Genomic DNA, 19,354 nt, shown 5'->3' with positions numbered 1-19,354 from the left:
GGATGCAACATGAATCATCTCTCAATGGAACAGATCCTGGAACGTATCTATCAATCCGAACAATTTGATGAGATGCGCATAACCAGAGATCAGGTGCATGAGATGATTCGGGAGCATCTCCTTTTATCTCATTCACCAGCTCTTGGGCGACAGGTGAACCAAATCCATGATGCCCTTATTCAAAGGACAATTGAATTGTCTGAACACATCCTAGAGGATGAGGGATATGGAAAACCGCCTGTTCCTTATGCATTTATTTTATTTGGCAGTGGAGGGCGCAGTGAGCAGACGCTTTGGAGCGATCAGGATAACGGATTAATTTATGGAGATAGTGAACACCACTCTGAAGATGAGCTTGAAGCTTATTTTAATAAATTAGTTGCCTGTATTCTTCAAGGGCTTGAAATGCTAGGTTATCCTCCTTGTGAAGGGAATGTTGTTTCGAGCAACAAGCAGTGGCGGAAGTCATTTTCAGACTATATGGACATGGTTTTGGCATGGTTTCAGGAACCCGAGTGGGAAAATGTTCGGTATTTGCTTATTTTGGCGGATATGCGCAGCATTTATGGGACGCAAGCTTTGGTTCACAGGCTCAGAACAGGATTCCTTGATTATGTGAAGGAACATCCGAGCATTTTGAATGATTTATTATCCAATACGCTTCACCACAAAATATCACTTGGTGTATTTGGACACCTGATTACGGAACGATATGGGGAAGATGCCGGAGGCTTTGATATTAAATATGGTGCCTACATTCCGATAGTGAATGGGATTCGACTGCTTGCCATCCAAGCCGGCCTTCATGCTTCTTCGACAGTGGAAAGAATTAAGCAGTTAAAAGGAGACTCGCACATTCCTGAATCTTTGGCAAATGACTGGCAGGCAGCCTTTGACGTCGCGCTCAAGCTGAGAGATTTAACGCCATTTCAGGTGGAAAATGAGTTGTATACAACGCGCGGCAAGCTTAGTGGCGAGCAACTGACCAAAGAAATTAAACAAGAACTCAAAGTTTGCTTGCGAACGGGTATTGAATTGCAGAAGTTTGTGAAGAAATCAATTGGTGCACACATAGAAAAAGAAAAAGAAAAAGGTTAGAATACTTGGTTTTGGAGCATTAGCGGGAGGGGGAACTCGGGATGAAAGATATGCGTCCGGCTGGTCGAATGTGGCAGTTGTATAAGATGGGCGGTCTGACACCTGCCCTTACCTCTATGTTTGATGTGCAAAGTGCGCAGCAGATGGCATTCATACGTTCTATGTTGAAGGAACAGCGGAAGGACTCTTTGTTTGAAATACCGCTTCATTCGATGGAAATCATCGTTTTTGATTTGGAAACGACCGGCTTTTCACCCTATAATGGTGATGAAATTATTTCATTTGGCGGTGTCTCTGTTATCGGCGGAGAAGTGCAATACGATCATACCTTCTATAGCTTGGTAAACCCGAAACGCAAAATACCGACTGAGATTGAAAAGTTAACTGGCATCACGAATGAAATGGCGGCTGAGGCCCCTGAATTAATAGGAGTATTAAGTGACTTTTTGGAGTATGTCGGGCAGAGAATCTTGGTTGCTCATGCCACTGGACATGATAAAAATTTCTTGAACTCAGCGCTTTGGCGAACTTCCAAAGTCAGCCTCTCTCACCGCGTTCTTGACACGATGATGATTGCCAAGTGGCTGATGCCGAAGCGTAAAAATTTGAGCTTGGATTCGCTGCTGCATGCCTATGAGATACCCGTAACAACGCGCCACCATGCGCTTGAGGATTCCTTGATGACGGCACAGCTTTGGTCCCGATTTATGGATGAAATCAAATCAAGAAATGTAGACACCCTAGGCGATCTTTATGCCTTGCTGAGCCATCACTGACCGATGACAAACGAAAGTTTGTGAAAGGTGGTCAGCGTGGCTTTTTTTATTTGGTAAAGCTGGAGGTCGGGTTGTTCGGGCTGTTGCAGGGAGAGAATCCAATAGGTTGGGATCGTATGCCATAGGCTTTGAAGATCGTGGTGCGATGGGATAGGCGGCGACGTAGGGTGCGAATGAAAAATGCCGATCACAGGATGTTCTTGATCGAGCAGAAATGGCAGCATCGCTGTTGGGCTGATCTCGAATTGCGTACGAGGCTGTTTCGAAATGTTGGGCAAAGGGGCAAATGCAGCAGCGTGCCGTTCTCCGTTATCATTGTCTGATTGCGTACCTAAAATGAAGCCGCATGCTTCTTCGGGGAGCTGAAGCCTGCTGTAGCTAACCAAGTGTTGGTAAAGCTCCGTGGGAATATGTACAAGCATGGTATGATTCGCCTCGCCCTTATAAGAAGATTGGGGATAAAGGTAAGTATATCACGCTTTGTTCGACATATCTCCACTTGGTTTAATACAAAAGAAGACCAGGATGAGCATCAATAGCGCCATGGAAGAAACGGTAATAAAAATGGTTTTGTGCGAAATGTTCATTAACCAGCCGAACAGCGGGGGGCCGAAAGCTACCCCAATGAAACGGAGGCTATTGTAGAGGGAAGTGATCATGCCGCGCTGATCTCGTTCTACAGAGCCTGTAATTAAGGTGTTAAGGCAGGGGAGGAGCAGGCCTGTGCCTATACCGCTTAGAGTAAGCAAGCCGATGAAGATGTAAAGGTTGGTATTGAGAAAGATGGCTAACGCTAAAGAAGCTGTCATCAAGATGAGGCCGATGTTCATTAGCCAGCGCATGAGCGTGCCGTTTTGCTTGATTTTCGCACCTGTCGTGTAGGAGGTTATGACCATGCCTAAGAGCGGAATGGCGAGGACGAGTCCTTTGCGCACGCCTTCAATGCGGTAGGGATCTTCTTCCAATATTTGAGATAGATAAAAAAGCACGCCAAAAAGGATGAACAATGTAATAGAACCTGCGAAAAATGCAGGGATCAGCCAACGTCCTTTTTCTTTGAGAATGTCTTTGATTTGTTGTAAATAAACAGGGAGAGGGTCTGCTTTCTTCTCATTAGGCGGTTCTTTAATCAGAAAGATAACGGCAAGCAGGGCTAATAAACAAAACAGCGGGAAGGCGAAAAATGGTGCAAACCATACGATTAAAGCTAATAAAGATCCAATGATGGGGCTTACGACTTTGCCTGTGCCATTCGAAGCCTCGATGAGACCTAGTGCTTTGCTGGCTTGTCCACCCTTGTACAAATCTCCAACCAAAGCCATCGCGATAGGGGCTGTACCGGCCGCTCCTAAGCCTTGTATCGCTCGCGCTGTAATCAAGACGGGATAGGAGGACCAAACCGCTCCGAAGCCTGCCAGAACGCCTGCTGCGCCGTATACGATGAGCGAAGGGATGATGACGGCCTTTCGCGTGAAGCGATCGGATAAATACCCTGACACGGGAATGATGAGACCTGCGGTTATGGAAAATAAGGTGATGACCAGTGAGCTTTGGAAACGTGAAATGCCCATTTTCTCCTGCATGTCAGGTAAGATAGGGACGAGCATAGAATTGCCTAATACTAGGACCAACGGGATTGTAGCGAGAGCGATATATTCCCAGATTGAGCCTTTGCTTGCTGCAGCTGCTTTATCCATCGTGAGTTCCTTTCCACTTGAGAGGTAGGTTTACTTTTCCCAATTATGGGGAAAGCATACTTTGTTCACGATTATGATGTTGGAAATTCAGCGGATTTGGAGATAATATAGACAGAGCGGGGGGTGATGATGGTTTTGAAAAAAAATATCTTTGTAATTGTTTTGGTTGTCATATTAGCAGGGGTTGCTATTTATCAAAATGCGCAACGAGCCAATAAAGAAGCGTTAATGCCGACTGAACAAGCGCCACAAGTTAATTTCTTAGCGCCATCTTTTACACTAACGGGACTTGATGGCAAGTCCTATTCGATAGGCGGCGAACGCGAGAAGCCGCTGTTGGTCAATTTCTGGGCATCCTGGTGTGGTCCTTGCGAGGAAGAGGCGCCGGATCTGGTCAATGTATACAACAAGTATCAGGGGCAATTTGATCTGTATGCGGTCAATGTGACTCCCGGTGATAAAATGGACAATATTAAGAAGTTTGTAGAGACTTATAAGTATCCATTCCCGGTTCTGCTGGACAAACAAGGAACGAATGCGGAGACCTATCGGGTTGTGGCTATTCCGACCAGTTTCTTGATCGATAAAAATGGCGTTGTTCGAGAGGTCATCCACGTATTGTCGGCCAAGGAGCTGGATAAGAGAATTGCAGAACTTATTAAAGGGTGAAAAAAAGCTGCAAGTTGGCCGGTTTGGCGCTAACTTGCAGCTTTTTGTATGGGAAATTAGTGATTCACTAATCCGAGTTGCTCATTTGTCTCTTTGGTGGTTGGCTCGATCCGTTGTCTGCTGATCAAAGCATACCGCAAGCTGTCAACCAGTGCGTACCAGCTGGCTTCAATAATATTGCTGGAAACACCCAACGTATTCCAAGTGGTTTTGAAATCCGTTGACTCCATCAATACGCGAACTTTGCCGGCTGTTGCGCCTTTCTCATCGAGGACACGCACTTTGTAATCGGAAAGATGCACGTTTTTGATGTCAGGGTAATATTGGATGATCGCTTTGCGCAAGGCGTTGTCAAGCGCATTAACAGGGCCATTTCCTTCGGCTGCCGTGTAGATCGTTTCTCCGTGGACTTTCACTTTCACGATCGCTTCGGAAACGACGGAATGATGCGCTGATTTCTCAACAAGCATCTTGAACGATTCCAATGTGAAGATTTCTTCGAGTCCCTCGAAAGCTTCGCGCAGCAATAATTCAAGCGTGGCGTCGGCGCCTTCAAACTGATAGCCTTGGTGCTCAAGATCCTTGATGCGCTCGATGACTTCTTTCGTTTTCTGTGGATCTTTGTTGAAGTCCAGGTTCAGCTCTTGTGCTTTGACAAGGACATTGCTTTGACCTGCAAGCTCAGACACCAACACGCGCTGCTTGTTGCCGACAAGCTCAGGTTTCGTATGTTCATACGTACTTGCATCTTTGAGAATTGCGGATACGTGAATGCCGCCTTTGTGGGCGAAAGCGGCATTGCCGACATAAGGTTGGTTGACCGGCATATGCATATTGGCAATCTCGCTGATGTATCTGGACACCGGCGTCAACGTCTGCAATTGATCCTCTGAAATTACATGATAACCCAGTTTCAATTGAAGGTTCGGGATGATGGAGCTGAGGTTTGCATTGCCGCAGCGCTCGCCATAGCCGTTAATTGTGCCTTGAACTTGTCCTGCGCCAGCTTGGACGGCTGCGAGGCTGTTGGCTACCCCTAATTCACAATCATTATGAGCGTGAATGCCTACAGGAGTCGTAATGTGCTGTTTGACGGTAGTCACGATAGAGGTGACTTCATTTGGCAAAGAGCCGCCGTTCGTATCGCATAGTACGATCCAATCCGCACCGGCATCCTGTGCTTTGGTGATGGTTTGCAGGGCATATTCAGGGTTATTTTTGTATCCGTCGAAGAAATGCTCAGCATCATAAATAACTTCAAGCCCATTGCTTTTCAAATAAAGAACGGAGTCATAAATCATAGCAAGATTTTCTTCGAGTGTAGTTTGAATGGCGGTGGTGACATGGAAATCCCAGGATTTGCCGAAGATGGTCGCCACTTGCGCGCCGGACTCCACAAGTCTGTTTAAGTTGATATCATCCGCAGCCAGAGAATCTTTGCGCCGCGTGCTTCCGAAGGCTGTAATTTTCGCATTCGTGAACTTCATGTCACGAGCACGTTCAAAGAATTCAATATCCTTGCTGTTGCTGCCCGGCCATCCGCCTTCAATATAATGAACCCCAAGCTCATCGAGCTTGCGGGCAATTTTAATTTTGTCCTCGACAGATAGGCTGATGCCTTCTCCTTGCGTTCCGTCTCGTAGTGTGGTGTCGAAGATTTTGACTGATGTTGGCATGGGTTCCTCCTTCAAAAGCTAGCAAAGTGACTTCGTTGTTAGTTGGGCTTGTGTCTGTGCTTGCTTTAAAGCGTTAATGTATAATTTACGATTATACCATATTATTATGGGTAAGGACATCATAACGCAAAAATGCGTTTGCTTGAAACAATATTTTTTTGTATGCTGAAAATGGCTCGAATTTACTGTCTTTTATATGAGGGGGAGGAATGCAGCATGGTGACAGTGGGGCATCACTATCCCAAACAAGGCAGAGTCATTTTACACATAGATATGAATGCGTTCTACTGTTCTGTACATGAGGCGGTTGAGCCTGAGTTATATAAAGGAAAGCCGATTGCGGTTGCCGGAAGTGTTGAGCTTCGCAAAGGAATTATTGTTACTTCATCTTATACAGCGCGTGGGATGGGGATCAAAACAGGGATGCAAGTCAGGCAGGCGTTGAAAATATGTCCGGATTTAATTCTGATCCGACCTGATTTTGAGTTATATCGGAATTTCTCAAGGCGTTTTATGCAGATTGCTTATAGTTATTCACCTATGGTGGAATCCATGTCCATTGACGAATGTTTTGTGGATATTACCGGGTCCAAGCAATTTGGAACTCCGATGGAAATCGCGAATCATATACAGCAGCGAATCATGAAGGAATTAAGCTTGCCCTGCTCGATTGGTGTCGCCCCGAATAAGCTGCTTGCCAAGATGGGTTCAGACATGAAGAAGCCAAATGGGATTTCTGTGCTTCGTCTCCGGGATGTGCCTCATGTCCTCTGGGATAAACCATGCAACTATTTGTACGGAATCGGTAAAAAGACAGCTGACAAACTGACGAAGTTAGGTATTCACACCTTGGGTGAGCTGGCGTCTGCCGATGAAGAACTATTGTCGAAGTTTTTCGGTGTGCTCGGACCTCATCTCAAGCGTTCGGCCAATGGGATTGATCCTTCGCTCGTGAATCCAGAGCAGGAGCAAAGCAAGTCGATTGGACACACGACGACGCTGCCGCGGGATTACACGGAGCGAAAAGAGATTCATCGAGTGTTCCTCAACCTTGCCGATCAAGTAGCCAGAAGGCTGCGCAAACAGGAACTGATGGCATCGACGATCCAAATCACGATTCGCGATCCGGAAATGAGGACGATTACTCGTTCTGTCACTTTGCCGACGCCAACCGAGCACATGGACGATATCTACAAAACATCCTGTGACTTATATGATCACCAATGGGACGAGGGGAATCCTGTTCGATTGCTGGGGATTACGCTGCAAAATTTAACAATGAAGGAAGAAACTTTCGTGCAGCTGGATTTGTTTAATTATGAGAAGCAGCCTCGCAGAGATAATTTAAATAAAATCATGGATGGGCTTCGTGATAAATTTGGAGAAAATGCCATTCTTACGGCCGGGATGATGAGTGACAATCCTTCTGCTTTTATAAGAAACCATAAAGCTAGAGGAACATCGCTGCAGATGGATCATTTGAAAAACAATCCGCTTCATAAGGAAGAGGAGAAGTGATGGATTTTGGCGCATTGCATAGGTTTCGCCGGCTATTCAAATAGTGGAAAAACAACCCTGATTGCCAAGCTTGTTGCCCAAATGAAGCTGCAGGGCTGCCAAGTTGCCGTAATGAAACATGATGCTCATGGACATTATAAAGAAGTGCCGGGAGCGGATTCGTCGATTTTCGTAGAATCTGGCGCGGATGCGGTTATGACGCTATCTCCCGATATGATTCATATCTATGAGAAGAAGGTTAATGTAAGTTTACAAGAGCAGTTATTGGCATACGCTCATTACGATTATATTTTTATTGAAGGTTTCAAGAAGGAAAAGCATCCAAAGATTGCCGTATTCCGTACAATAGAGCAGAGCGAAATCGTTCAGCAGCTTGAACAGCGGCCCATTGCCATTGTGACAGATATGGAGGTTGGGGAGGATGCTTTTCCGGAGTATCGTTGTCTGGATTTAAATGATATCCCTTCTGTTGCTGCTTTCATTGCGCATTATTTTAAAAGTAATCTATTTTAAGGTTTGAACTTTGTCCGCATTTATATTATATTTTACAATGAGGATAATTTGAGGAGGAGTAGAAATCATGGCAAAGTATACATTTGTTGATAAAGATACTTGCATCGCTTGCGGCGCTTGCGGAGCTACAGCTCCAGACATCTATGATTACGATGATGAAGGTTTGGCAGAAGTGATTTTTGATGGAGACGGAAACAAAGGGGTTACTGAAATCCCTGAGGATCTGTTCGATGATCTGCAGGATGCACAAGATGGCTGCCCAACAGATTCCATCAAAGTTGCAGATGCACCTTTTAGCTAATCATAAAAACCTGAATTTTGTGAGGTAATTCACAGAATGTCGAAAGGGCTCGATTCCTGTCTAGGGAATTGAGTCCTTTTTTTGTTGTATTTCGGATTAATTTGTAACAATTTATTGCCATTTCCTACCGCTCATCTTACAATGAAACTAGAAATCATAAGGGGAGGAACTTATGGGTAAGAAGAAGTGGATCCAGACTTTGGCAGCAGGACTTGTATTAATGCTGTTGTCGACATATTTCTACACGGTAAACTCAAGCGGTTTATTTTATTTTGTCGAAGGTCCGCTTCATGATAGTTTGCGTAAAGCGAAGTCAATTGACGAACGCCAGCCTGAGGACCGTATCAAAATTGTGAAAATTGATGAAAAGTCACTAAAAGCAATTGGAAAGTTTCCATGGGATCGAACAACCTATGCGCAATTGATCGAGAAGTTGGAGGAATCCGGCGCTGCTGCTATCGGCATAGACGTTGTTTTGGCTGAACCTTCGAAAAACCCCGCCGATGATAAGGCTTTAGCTGATGTTTTGGCCAAATACCACAATGTCATCATGCCCGTTCAAATTAACTATCCCTCCAAGCAACAGCAAGCAGGCGATCTCATTCCTGAGAAAGTTGACTACCCCACGCCATCGTTAACAACCAATAGGCAACAAATGGCACATATTAATGTGTTTGTAGATAAAGACGGAAAGGCCCGTAAACTGCCCGTTGGATTGCCTGACGAGAATGGCGCCTACATACCTGCCTTTAGTGTTGCGCTTGCGAACCTTGTTCTTGACGACAAGAACAAAGTACAACGAGATGCCGCGACAGGACAATGGAAAAGTGGCGATATCGTGCTGCCGACCAATGAGAAAAATCAAGTGACAACAGAATTCTTCACATTGCCCAGGCAAAAAGTGGATGCAACGACAGGTTATGAGCTGCTTTCGTTCGTTGATGTACTGAATAGTAAGAAACCGCTGCCGCTGCAAGGCAGTATCGTATTGGTGGGTCCCTTCGTCACCGCGATGCAGGATGAATACCCAACGCCAATTAGCTCAGTTAAAATGTTTGGTATCGAAATTCATGCGAATATGATCCAAACGATACTGGAAAGCAAATATTATAAAGATGCAAGCAAGCCTCTTGGTGTTGGCATCATTTTACTTATGTCTCTACTAGCAATTTTCTTATTTGAGAGATTCAAAGGCAAAACAGCCCTCTTTATATTCCTGGGGATGTTAGTATTTTATGGCGGGATGTGGCTGCTGTGCTATACGGCCGGCTCGATCTTCCTTCCGCTCGTTTATCCGCAGTTTGCGCTGGTGACCATCTACATATGGTCGTTGGTAAGCCACTATTTGGCGGAACGCAAGGAGCGCAATCGGGTAACGGGTATTTTCGGCAGGTTCGTATCCAAAACCGTAGTTGATGAGCTGCTCCAGTCCGGTGAAGATGTAAAGCTTGGAGGAAGCCGCAAGGATATTTCCCTTATTTTCGTAGATATTCGCGGGTTTACGCCAATGTCAGAAAAGCTGGAGCCGGAGCAAGTGATTCAGGTTTTGAATGAATATCTGGATGTGTGTACGAAAGCGATTTTTAAATTCAATGGAACATTGGATAAATTCATCGGTGATGGTGTTATGGCGATGTTCGGCGCTCCCATTGAATATGAGAATCATCCGGAAATGGCCGTTCGCGCCGCGATTGAAATGAAGTCGCAAGCGAATGTTCTGGAACAGAAATTGATCGAGAAATACGGGATCGGCGTGAAGTTTGGTCTTGGCATCAACAGTGGTCCTGCCGTCGTCGGGAATATCGGTTCTGAGGACTTGAGGCTGGATTACACCGCTATCGGGGATACCGTGAACTTGTCGGCACGCCTAGAATCCAATGCGAAGCCAGGGCAGATTCTAATCAGCGAGCAGACGTATGAAAGGGTTAAAGACCTTTTCGAGATTGAATCCATTGGCGAAATTAAAGTTAAAGGAAAAGAAAAACCGGTTGCTGTTTATGAAGTCATCGGACATCTGTAACGAATGAATACTGGGGAGGAATTCTGTGTGGGAATATCTAAGAAATCATTTGCAGCCTTATTCTTAAGTTTTTGTTTAGTGTTTAGTTTGATTTCGGCTTTGCTTGTCAAGCCAGTCGATGCCAAAACGGTTCGTGTAGCTGTCGTAGCTTCCTTGTCCGGCGATGTAACGATCAAAAAGGGCGGAGGGTCCAAGACCTATGATGCCTATGAGAGCATGAGTTTAAACCAAGGGGATACCGTTTATACGGGCAGTGGTTCCAGCGTAACTTTGAATTTAAGCAATGGCGATTCCGATGTTACACTAGGTTCAAATTCAGAGGTTAATGTATCTGATCTCAGTACATCAGACGGTAATAAGAAATCCAAGCTTAAAGTTTGGGCTGGCTCCATGTGGGTTAAGGTCAAATCATTAGCTGGTTCAGATGATGAATTTGAAGTTGAGACACCAACGGCTGTCATGGGTGTGCGTGGAACACAGTTTTACATAGGCGTTGATCCGATTACAGGGGAAATCAAAATGGCAGTTGGTGCAGGGAAAGTCTCCGCATCTACTGTGACGAATAATCCGGATTCAACGCAATCCTCATCGATTACTTATTTGTATCCAACGCAACAAATTACATTGGATTCCCGTGATGAAACGAATGATTTGTCTCTAAAAGTGGAGTTCATTGATTTGGAGCAATTTATTAAAGAAGCTTCACCTGAGGTTATTGAAGAATTAATTAAGAACAAAGCTGAAATCGATAAAGAAAACGAAGAGTTTATTGCCAAAAAAGCGAAGGAAATTGCCGATGGCAAGATCGATAACGGTTCTTTAACGATTAAAGATCAGGCTGAGCTCGATAAAGTGAAACAAAATTTAGATAATTTGATTGGAAATATCGCGAAGCAAGCAATTGCAGGCAACAAGATCGATAAAGATACGATGAACAAACTGATTGACGAAGCCAATAAAAAGATTACGGATCAAAACAAAAAGCTTGATTTGACGAAAGTCAAAGATCTGGATAAAACAGCAGGTGTGGATGCTGAACTAGAGAAACAAAAGCAAGCTGCGCTGGAAAAGCTGAAAGCGGAGCAAACAAAAAAGAAACAGGAAGAAGCTAAGAAACAGGAAGCTCTTAAGCAGAAGCTGGCTGCCGCGCTTAAAGCGCTAGAAGAAGAAAAGGCGAAAATAGCAGCGGCCAATAAAGCCGCCGAAGCGAAAGCGCAAGCGGATGCAACGAATAAACTGAAAGAGGACAATAAAACTACCCCTCAAACAACTACGGGGAACGGGAATAGTCCAAGTGATTCAAGTGGTGGCTCAAGTGACCCGAATCCCCCGACTCAACCCGTAGCTATACCTAAAGTAAGCTTAACTGCTGATAAAACAGGCAGCAATACTTTCGATTTAGGTATTAAATTAAGTGATTTTACAGGTGATAAGTCCATCTATGCAGTTGAGGTTCATTTGCTGTATAGCCCATCTATCGGTTATTCGGTTAATCCAGGTCTAAAATCCAAAACTATCTTCGATTCTGCTACTAGTACTGATAACGTTCGTGAATATGTAGGCGGCTCAGAAAAGGAGCTCATTTATTCGGTAACGAATTTCGGTAGTGCCCTGAACATTTCTGTGTCTGGCTCGAAGAATTTAGTGACAATCCCATTCCAGGGTGAGGGCGATGTAGTCAACGTACGTGTAGGTAAAATTATTATTGTTCATAAAGCGTCTAACAACACGGTTCAAGAGATAACTGTTCCAGACATTAATAAAGTGTCTGTTCCCTTAAATGGTGGGTTGTAAGCACTCATTTATTCCTTGTGAATTATTGAAGAAAGTTAAAAGGAGAAACCAATGAAACCCTTAAAACATCTATTTGTTTCATCCCTTGTGGCGGCTGCTTTGCTTGGTAGCTCATCTGCCATGGCAGCAGGACTATCTGCTGATGCTTTACTCGCAAGCAATGGCCAAATTATGGCGGATGTGTCGACATTCGCGGGGATTGGCGATTTCGCAGATCATAACGGCGCAGCGCTGAGCGCTGCATTCCGGGCGCCGGGAAGTGTTGCACAACTCCCAGACGGCACTATTTTGGTCGCAGATACACGCAATCATTTAATTCGTAAAATTTCGGATGGCCTTGTAACCACGTTTGCGGGTCCTGAGTTAGTCGTCACAACGAATAGCCAAGGCTTTCCAACAGGGGGGCTGCTGGATGGCAAATCATCAGAAGCCTTTTTTAATGAACCTTCCGGACTTGCAGTTGATGCGAAGGGGAATGTCTATGTCGCGGATTCCGGCAATAATGCCATTCGCAAAATTGATGTCAATGGGCAAGTAACCACATTAGCTGGTAATGGTGTGCAGGGGAACAAAGACGGCAAAGGCGCGGCAGCTTTTTTCAATCATCCGACGGATGTAGCCGTTGCTGAAGATGGGACCGTCTATGTAGCGGATTCTCTCAATCATGTCATTCGTAAAATTACAGTAGATGGCACTGTTTCGACTCTCACGACAGGGTCAACTCGTGCGATCGAAATTCGACCTGGCAAAGCGTCCTTCGCAGGAGATTATGCAGACGGAAGCTTGTCATCTGCGAAGTTCAATGAGCCATCTGGTATTGTTCTTGATGCCAAGGGAAATTTGTATGTGAGTGATACGGGGAACCAACGGATTCGTTATATTGACCTTAAAGCGGGTACGGTCAGCACGGTGGCAGGCTCTACACCAACAACAGGTGGCGCTATGTATGGAAAAAATGAGCTTTATGCGGGCGGCGATTATGCAGATGGCGATGCGCTCAAGGCTAAGTTTGATATCCCGAAAGGACTCGCGTATACCTCGGAAGGTGGTCTCCTTATTGCTGACAGCTTGAATCATGCGATTCGGTATTTGTTAAACGGGAAGGTAACTACGATTGCCGGAACGATAACAACGGGCGAAGCGGATGGTGTGGAGCGGGCGGCAGATTTTTATAATCCGAGTGATATTCTTGTGACGGCGCAAGGAAATATGGTTGTCGCTGACGCATCGAATAACAAAATTCGCAGAATTGCTCCTTATCATTTGCCAGCAAGCATAGAGAATGATCAGCAAGTGAAGGTTGTGAGTGGTTCCAAGGTAATTTCCTTCGATACGCAGCCTGAGATTCAGGAAGGACGTACGATGGTTCCTGTACGAGCCATCAGCGAAACATTCGGCTATGAGGTGAAATACATCCAGCAAGATGGGAAGTCCATCGTTCAGCTTATCAAAGGTGATGTGACGGTTGAACTTACAATTGGTCAAACAGGTGTTGTTCGCAAAACGGCTGGGCTAGCGGATGTGAAGCAGGCGACGGATGCTTCTCCCTATGTGAAACAAGACCGTACTTACGTGCCAATTCGTTTCTTCGCAGAGCAGATTGGCCTGGATGTACAGTGGGATGCACCGCATCAAACAGCTATACTACGCACGAAATCCTATGTGAAGTAATATCTATATGTATGGACGAGCTAGACAAGGGGGATTTCCTTTGCCGATGCTCGTCTTTTTTTTAACTTCATCTCCAGGCTGAATTTGCCGATAAAGCAAAGAGAGTCCCAAATCGGCGATAGGAGGTTTCTGACTTGAAAGAGAATAATCGCAATGATCAGTTGGAACGATTTTTCCAACACAATCCGATCGAAGATCCTCTGTATCTCAAAAAATATGTTAAGGAACATCCTGATCATAAAATGGCTTGGTATTTGTTGGGGAGAGAATATGCAGCGCAAGGAAAAGAAGGCAAAGCGGCATATTGTTTTGCGCAAGCTGGGGAGATTTATGAGGCGTTTGAGCGTCAAAAAATATCGATAGAAGGCCCGTTGCCCTCTTATCCTTCCCCGGCCTCCAGTAAGGAGGCAGAGTCTTCTGCGCTTAAACGTAAAACGAGCGGAAAAGCGAAGTGGCTGCCTGTCTTGGTGCTTCTGCTTCTGTTAGCTGTGCCAGCAGGCATGGATTTGGCCAAAGGGGATGTTAAGGATATTTCCTCTGGTCCAAGTAAAATCAGCGACTCTGCTCCGGCTAAGACCTCCAATTCAGGTTCTGTACCTGTTGAGGCCATTGCTTCTAACGGTGTGAAACTGTATCTCTCTGAAGGAGATTGGGGGAGAAAATTACAACAGGTGCTTGGTTTGGCCGGTACTGGCACGGGAGAGTCCGTGATTATGGAGGCTCCATCAAGTGCTGATGGCAAGTGGCAGGAATGGAATCGATTCGTGAAGCCTCTCATTGGCGTGGAATCTCAAGCAGAAGGCGGGAAATCCGCTGAGCTTAAGTATTATCAGTCACAGATTTGTTCCTGTCAGATTGCGGATAGTACGGCGTTGACCCCGGTTATCACGACCTGGATGAGAGATCGTGAACAAGCGATTGTTCTTCAAAGCGCCGTCCAAGCGTATCAGAAGAAAACCGGCGCCATGCCTGAGAAGCCAGAGCAATTAACCAAGCCATACCCGGATAACTTGCTGCCCGGACTGACGCCTGAGATGCAAGAAATATTTCCGCAAGTTGTTAGTAGATTGAATGAAAGTGCGAAGTCTGGGAAGCCGCTGGATGCGAAACCAGCAACGGAGACAAAGGACACACCTCAACAAACGACCAAAGAGCCAGCGTCGCCCGCCAATACGCAACCGAAGTCATCGGCTGATCCGCTTCGTGAACCGCTCAGCATTCTGATTGATACGGATAAACATCAATTGGCGCTTGTGAGCGGGAACATTATTATACGCAAATATCCGGTTGGATTAGGAGCCGAAAAAACACCGCAAGGTGAGTTTGTCATTAGCGAGAAGGTTCGGAATCCGAATGGGAAATCCAATGGGGAGTTCGGCAGCCGAGGAATGACCTTGTCGGATACGCTGTATGCCATCCACGGAACGAATAAACCGTCCAGTGTTGGCAAAGATGAGTCGCACGGCTGTGTTCGTATGCTGCAAGCTGACGTTGAAGAACTGTATAACATGGTTCCTCACGAAACGAAAGTGACGATTGGCAAAGGGATATTGCCGCCGGAATCGGAGGGAAGCAGCAGTCCGAGCGGAGGGGGGCCTGGAACGGGTGCTGGCAGAGGAAAGCCGGATCAGTCTTTCACGCTTCCTTTGCAAACGAAGGATGACAATCCAGGCAAGAAATATAAATGGCTGGATTGATTGTAAGGCAAACATACGGAAGCCGTCCGAATTGGTTGCGGACGGCTTCCGTATGAAGTCTTAAATTGCTGAAAAGTAATTTCTTGACAAGAAAAGCGAAAGCGATTACAATTCAAAATATGATGAATTCAATCATTTCTGTCTGCGTCATTTGTTCAAAATGAGCAGTAACGTCATGGCGATTATAACAACAAGAAAAATGGATCCGGTCCAAATGATTGCTTTCTTGTTTACTTCGTCTTTGGCTTTGCGATTCACAGAAATTGGTTTGCGTTTGGACATAAGAATCACCCTTTTCCTAGGATTAAAAGATATGATCTATCATAGCATAAGTAGTGTGCTTCATAGAATATGAATGGTTAAAGAAAATAAAAAAAAGTGTATTGACGACCATGTCATTTTGTTGTAAGATTTAATCACACGAGAAACGCGAAACAATTAAATATGTCAGTTTTAATAACATGTTACCGTAAGGGCATTAGTTATTAGAAGGAAAGCAACACTTTCTTCTATAACTATGCCCTTTTTATTTTTCCGATTTTTAATGGATGAAAGGGGTTGGTCACTCAAATCATTAGGCAAGTTTAACCGAAGTTACACGCTACTCCATAAATAACAATCAAACAATCAGATTAAAAAAGGGAGAAGATGAACACATGAATATGAAGAAATGGTCAACAATGGGCTTGGCTGCATCTATGGTACTTGTAGCTGCAGGCTGTGGTAAAGCATCACCAACAGAAACAACAAAACCGGCAGCGACAACAGCGCCAACGGCAGCAGCAACAGCAGCTGCGACGGCAACACCTGCGGGCGCCAAAAAATTAACTGGTGATTTTGAAATCCAGTACTTTGTTGGCGGTTATGGCGACAAATGGTGGAAAAAAGTAATTGCTGATTTCCAAGCAGCAAATCCTGATTTGAAAATTAAAGAAAGTGCGGGACCAAAAATCAACGAACAAATGAAACCCCGTTGGATCGCTGGTAACCCACCTGATTTCGTATATATTGATGGACCTGAGTTGTTCGATCGCCAAATGGTGACAGACGGTCAGCTGGAAGATTTGACTGACTGGCTGAAAGATGCGAAAAACGTTGACGGTGATAAAATTCTTGATCTGCTTGCGCAGCAACCGCCGCAATACGATGGCAAAATCTACAACATCCCATTCGTTATGAGTTCATGGGGTATCTTCTATGACAAAGCTTTGTTCAAAGACAAAGGTTGGGCTGAGCCTAAAGATTTCGAAGATTTCTTGAAAGTCAGCGATACGATTAAAGCAGCGGGCATTAATCCTTTCATTCATACAGGTAAATACCCTTACTACATCAATGGTTCTGTCTTGTATCCAGCGATTGTATCGGCGAACAACAACGACTACAAATTGCTGCAAGATATGGCTTCAAACAACCTAGATGCTTGGAAAAGTCCAGCAATCTTGAAAGGTTTGGACAAAATCGTTCAACTTCGTGACAAAGGATTCATCGATAAAGCATCCGTACAAATCAATCACACGGATTCCCAATCCTTATTCCTTCAACACAAAGATGCCTTCATCCCGAACGGTCTATGGCTGCCAAACGAAATGGCGAAAGACGTTCCAGCTAGCTTCGACTTCGGATTCATCCCATCCATCACGCAGGATAAAGGTGGAAAAGTGGTAGCTAATACGTCAACTTCGACATTCGCTATTGCGAAAAAAGCGAAAAACAAAGATGCAGCGAAAGCGTTCATGCAGTTCGTATTCTCCAAAACTCAAGCTTCTCAGTGGGCAGAGCTTAGCGGTGCGCCTTCCAACATCAAAGGTGACATCAGTTCTTCCAAAGCGCCTAACTTTGTAAAAGATGCAGCGAAATTCTTGTCTTCCCCTGATACCATTGTTGTACCTACCGTGTCCTTCGCGGCTGACGTAGACAAAGCTATGCAAGATGCGACAGTAGCTTTGACCATCGGAACGATTAAGCCTGAAGAGTGGGTTAAACGTGTTACAGACGTTGTAGCGAAACAAAAGAAATAATAATTGAATGAAGCAGTGCGGAGAACTAGCGAGGTGAAAGCCTTAGAGTTCTCCGCCATTTTAATGATAGGACGGTGAGGATAGAATGAAGACCAACTCAAAAATGTGGAAACGGAATTTGTTCATCGCTTCATTCATCATTCCGACTTTTCTGTTCTTCTGTGTATTTACGATCTATCCTGTTATACAGGCTTTGCAGAAGTCATTCTATGATTGGTCAGGAATGTCGGAGAATAGTACCTTTATTGGCTTCGATAACTTTGTAGAATTATTTAAAGATCCCATTATTCTTAGAGCCATTGGGAATGACTACTTCCTAGTTGTTGGCAAAGTCATTGGGATTATGATTTTGGCGACTTTCTTCGCAGTTGCATTAACTCGTTTCAACCTCAAGGGATCCGGCTTCTTCCGAGCGATCTTCTTTATTCCAAATGTAATTTCGGTTGTTGTTATCGGTGTGCTTTGGAATTTCATCTACAACCCGCAAATTGGATTCTTGAACGCGTTCTTGTCGCTCTTTACAAGTGAAAAAGTCGATATTACTTGGCTAGGATTTACTCAACATACAATCTGGATGCTTCTACCTCCAACCATTTGGGCAGGTATTGGTTTCTATATGATCTTGATGATTGCAGCAATCGTGAATATTCCTGCTTCCTATTATGAGGCAGCTAATATAGACGGAGCCGGTCAATGGTCGCAATTCCGCAATATCACCATGCCGCTCATCTGGGAGCAAATTAAAGTTTCTATTGTCAATATCGTGATAACAACACTTAACGGGTCATTTGTTATTGTTCAGTTGATGACGAATGGCGGACAGCCAGATAATACGACCCAAGTAATGGGATCTTACCTGTATCGGATGGCATTTCAACAATATCATTTCGGTTACGGAGCAGCCATCGGCGTGTTGATTCTCATCATCTCACTGATAACGACGCTTGTCCTGCAGCGTGTGATGCGCCAAGAAACAATCGAAATGCATTAAGGTCATCTAAGAACCTGATACTGAAGAAGGGGGAGCCATCGTATGGTCATCAAAAATCCGTTAGCTAAACTGCTTGTGTGGATCATTCTTCTGATATGGAGCGTAGCGGTACTGTATCCATTGATTTGGACACTGCTCGATGCACTCAAGAATAATGAGCAATTTTTCTTAAATGCCCCATGGGCTTTACCGAAATTCCCGCTGCTTTGGGAAAACTTCTCCTATGTTTGGAGTAAATATAACTTTAGCACTTATTTTACAAATTCGATCGTCGTGACGGTTGGAAGTACCCTGCTTGGTATGATCCTAGCTGCTATGACGGCCTATATCTTAGCTAGGTATGATTTTAAAGCAAGCAAACTCCTTTATACCATTTACATTGCTTCGATGATGATACCGTTCGCACTTGCCTTGATTCCACTGTTCTTCTTGTTGAGTGATTTGCATTTGACGGATTCTTTAATCGGATTAATCCTTGTGTACGCGGCACTGAACCTTCCTTTTGGTATTTTCTTGCTCGTAGGGTTCTATAAGTCATTGCCGAAAGAGATTGAAGAAGCAGCCATTATTGACGGAACTTCCCACTACGGAACATTCTTCCGCGTCATGCTGCCTTTGTCACAACCGGGCTTGATTACGGTTATGATTACGAATATGCTGAACAACTGGAACGAGTACTTCCTGGGTGTTGTTATTAACAGTGATCCAACGAAGTATACGCTGCCAATCGGTCTTGCTGTGATGCAGGCAGAAATGCAATATCGCACAGAGTGGGGCCCGTTATTCGCCGGCCTTCTGATCACAACGGTTCCGACATTGATCGTATATATGATTTTCCAACGCCAGATTGCAACCGGTATTACCGCTGGAGCTGTGAAATAACAATATATGGAAGAGCATAGAAAAAACACCTTA

Annotated in this window: 17 protein-coding genes; 13 read left to right on the top strand and 4 right to left on the bottom strand. The window is 44.8% G+C overall.

All coding sequences use genetic code 11. The annotated features are described in order from the left end of the window. Positions 1-9: 9 nt before the first annotated feature. Together BC351_RS16185 and BC351_RS16180 are read left to right on the top strand one after the other, a co-directional pair. Positions 10-1,098, top strand: a complete 1,089-nt coding sequence (locus BC351_RS16185) for a DUF294 nucleotidyltransferase-like domain-containing protein (RefSeq protein WP_079413780.1) — start codon at positions 10-12, stop codon at positions 1,096-1,098. A gap of 41 nt (positions 1,099-1,139) precedes the next feature. After that, on the top strand, positions 1,140-1,874 hold the full coding sequence (locus BC351_RS16180; protein WP_079413779.1) for an exonuclease domain-containing protein: 735 nt from the start codon (positions 1,140-1,142) through the stop codon (positions 1,872-1,874). On the opposite strand, the gene BC351_RS16175 is transcribed toward BC351_RS16180, so the two are convergent. Both BC351_RS16175 and BC351_RS16170 read right to left on the bottom strand, forming a co-directional pair. Next, positions 1,868-2,296, bottom strand: a complete 429-nt coding sequence (locus tag BC351_RS16175; protein WP_079413778.1) for a M67 family metallopeptidase — start codon at positions 2,294-2,296, stop codon at positions 1,868-1,870. The genes BC351_RS16180 and BC351_RS16175 overlap by 7 nt on opposite strands. Positions 2,297-2,347: 51 nt before the next feature. Next, the gene (locus BC351_RS16170) at positions 2,348-3,571 is read right to left on the bottom strand and encodes an MFS transporter (protein WP_079413777.1); all 1,224 of its coding nucleotides are present in this window, start codon (positions 3,569-3,571) and stop codon (positions 2,348-2,350) included. 135 nt (positions 3,572-3,706) lie between these two features. Between BC351_RS16170 and BC351_RS16165 the strand changes: the two genes are divergently transcribed. After that, entirely contained in the window at positions 3,707-4,240 is a 534-nt protein-coding gene (locus BC351_RS16165) for a TlpA disulfide reductase family protein (RefSeq protein ID WP_079413835.1), read from the top strand. A 56-nt stretch (positions 4,241-4,296) separates the two neighbouring features. Here the strand turns inward: BC351_RS16165 and cimA are convergent, their stop codons facing one another. Continuing rightward, complete coding sequence (gene cimA / locus BC351_RS16160) at positions 4,297-5,916, bottom strand: citramalate synthase (RefSeq protein ID WP_079413776.1); 1,620 nt, start codon at positions 5,914-5,916, stop codon at positions 4,297-4,299. 216 nt (positions 5,917-6,132) lie between these two features. Here cimA and BC351_RS16155 point away from each other — a divergent pair, with 216 nt between their 5' ends. The 7 genes from BC351_RS16155 (at position 6,133) to BC351_RS16125 (ending at position 15,430) form a co-directional block, all read left to right on the top strand. Next, complete coding sequence (locus tag BC351_RS16155; protein WP_079413775.1) at positions 6,133-7,434, top strand: DNA polymerase IV; 1,302 nt, start codon at positions 6,133-6,135, stop codon at positions 7,432-7,434. A 6-nt stretch (positions 7,435-7,440) separates the two neighbouring features. Then, positions 7,441-7,947 (top strand): molybdopterin-guanine dinucleotide biosynthesis protein B, encoded by a 507-nt coding sequence (mobB, locus tag BC351_RS16150; RefSeq protein WP_079413774.1) that lies wholly within the window; start codon positions 7,441-7,443, stop codon positions 7,945-7,947. Between the two features lie 67 nt (positions 7,948-8,014). Next, positions 8,015-8,248 (top strand): ferredoxin, encoded by a 234-nt coding sequence (locus tag BC351_RS16145; protein ID WP_079413773.1) that lies wholly within the window; start codon positions 8,015-8,017, stop codon positions 8,246-8,248. 172 nt (positions 8,249-8,420) lie between these two features. Then, on the top strand, positions 8,421-10,268 hold the full coding sequence (locus BC351_RS16140) for a CHASE2 domain-containing protein (protein ID WP_079413772.1): 1,848 nt from the start codon (positions 8,421-8,423) through the stop codon (positions 10,266-10,268). A 27-nt stretch (positions 10,269-10,295) separates the two neighbouring features. Continuing rightward, positions 10,296-12,062 carry a FecR domain-containing protein gene (locus BC351_RS16135; protein WP_158082108.1) on the top strand — a complete coding sequence of 589 codons (1,767 nt, stop codon included), beginning with the start codon at positions 10,296-10,298 and terminating at the stop codon, positions 12,060-12,062. Between the two features lie 51 nt (positions 12,063-12,113). Continuing rightward, positions 12,114-13,733 carry an NHL domain-containing protein gene (locus BC351_RS16130; RefSeq protein ID WP_079413770.1) on the top strand — a complete coding sequence of 540 codons (1,620 nt, stop codon included), beginning with the start codon at positions 12,114-12,116 and terminating at the stop codon, positions 13,731-13,733. Between the two features lie 242 nt (positions 13,734-13,975). Further along, positions 13,976-15,430, top strand: a complete 1,455-nt coding sequence (locus BC351_RS16125) for a L,D-transpeptidase (protein WP_425270928.1) — start codon at positions 13,976-13,978, stop codon at positions 15,428-15,430. A gap of 147 nt (positions 15,431-15,577) precedes the next feature. Here BC351_RS16125 and BC351_RS43915 read toward each other — a convergent pair whose 3' ends face one another. Further along, on the bottom strand, positions 15,578-15,712 hold the full coding sequence (locus BC351_RS43915) for a hypothetical protein (RefSeq protein ID WP_279628341.1): 135 nt from the start codon (positions 15,710-15,712) through the stop codon (positions 15,578-15,580). A 374-nt stretch (positions 15,713-16,086) separates the two neighbouring features. On the opposite strand from BC351_RS43915, the gene BC351_RS16120 reads away from it, so the two are divergent. The 3 genes from BC351_RS16120 (at position 16,087) to BC351_RS16110 (ending at position 19,321) form a co-directional block, all read left to right on the top strand. Further along, complete coding sequence (locus BC351_RS16120) at positions 16,087-17,448, top strand: ABC transporter substrate-binding protein (RefSeq protein ID WP_079413768.1); 1,362 nt, start codon at positions 16,087-16,089, stop codon at positions 17,446-17,448. An 85-nt stretch (positions 17,449-17,533) separates the two neighbouring features. Then, positions 17,534-18,439 (top strand): carbohydrate ABC transporter permease, encoded by a 906-nt coding sequence (locus BC351_RS16115; protein WP_079413767.1) that lies wholly within the window; start codon positions 17,534-17,536, stop codon positions 18,437-18,439. Between the two features lie 42 nt (positions 18,440-18,481). Next, the gene (locus tag BC351_RS16110) at positions 18,482-19,321 is read left to right on the top strand and encodes a carbohydrate ABC transporter permease (RefSeq protein ID WP_079413766.1); all 840 of its coding nucleotides are present in this window, start codon (positions 18,482-18,484) and stop codon (positions 19,319-19,321) included. Positions 19,322-19,354: the final 33 nt, after the last annotated feature.

Origin of the sequence: Paenibacillus ferrarius (assembly GCF_002027705.1) — a bacterium.
Lineage (GTDB): Bacteria > Bacillota > Bacilli > Paenibacillales > NBRC-103111 > Paenibacillus_E > Paenibacillus_E ferrarius.
Note: the sequence above shows the minus strand (reverse complement) of the source record. Positions and strands in the feature narration are given on the sequence as shown.

Excerpts from the sequence above, each read along its gene's own strand:
- BC351_RS16185 (WP_079413780.1), top strand. The coding sequence starts at position 10 with ATGAATCATCTCTCAATGGAACAGATCCTGGAACGTATCTATCAATCC.
- BC351_RS16180 (WP_079413779.1), top strand. The coding sequence starts at position 1,140 with ATGAAAGATATGCGTCCGGCTGGTCGAATGTGGCAGTTGTATAAGATG.
- BC351_RS16175 (WP_079413778.1), bottom strand. The coding sequence starts at position 2,296 with ATGCTTGTACATATTCCCACGGAGCTTTACCAACACTTGGTTAGCTAC.
- BC351_RS16170 (WP_079413777.1), bottom strand. The coding sequence starts at position 3,571 with ATGGATAAAGCAGCTGCAGCAAGCAAAGGCTCAATCTGGGAATATATC.
- cimA (WP_079413776.1), bottom strand. The coding sequence starts at position 5,916 with ATGCCAACATCAGTCAAAATCTTCGACACCACACTACGAGACGGAACG.
- BC351_RS16155 (WP_079413775.1), top strand. The coding sequence starts at position 6,133 with ATGGTGACAGTGGGGCATCACTATCCCAAACAAGGCAGAGTCATTTTA.
- BC351_RS16145 (WP_079413773.1), top strand. The coding sequence starts at position 8,015 with ATGGCAAAGTATACATTTGTTGATAAAGATACTTGCATCGCTTGCGGC.
- BC351_RS16140 (WP_079413772.1), top strand. The coding sequence starts at position 8,421 with ATGGGTAAGAAGAAGTGGATCCAGACTTTGGCAGCAGGACTTGTATTA.
- BC351_RS16130 (WP_079413770.1), top strand. The coding sequence starts at position 12,114 with ATGAAACCCTTAAAACATCTATTTGTTTCATCCCTTGTGGCGGCTGCT.
- BC351_RS16125 (WP_425270928.1), top strand. The coding sequence starts at position 13,976 with ATGGCTTGGTATTTGTTGGGGAGAGAATATGCAGCGCAAGGAAAAGAA.
- BC351_RS43915 (WP_279628341.1), bottom strand. The coding sequence starts at position 15,712 with ATGTCCAAACGCAAACCAATTTCTGTGAATCGCAAAGCCAAAGACGAA.
- BC351_RS16120 (WP_079413768.1), top strand. The coding sequence starts at position 16,087 with ATGAATATGAAGAAATGGTCAACAATGGGCTTGGCTGCATCTATGGTA.
- BC351_RS16115 (WP_079413767.1), top strand. The coding sequence starts at position 17,534 with ATGAAGACCAACTCAAAAATGTGGAAACGGAATTTGTTCATCGCTTCA.
- BC351_RS16110 (WP_079413766.1), top strand. The coding sequence starts at position 18,482 with ATGGTCATCAAAAATCCGTTAGCTAAACTGCTTGTGTGGATCATTCTT.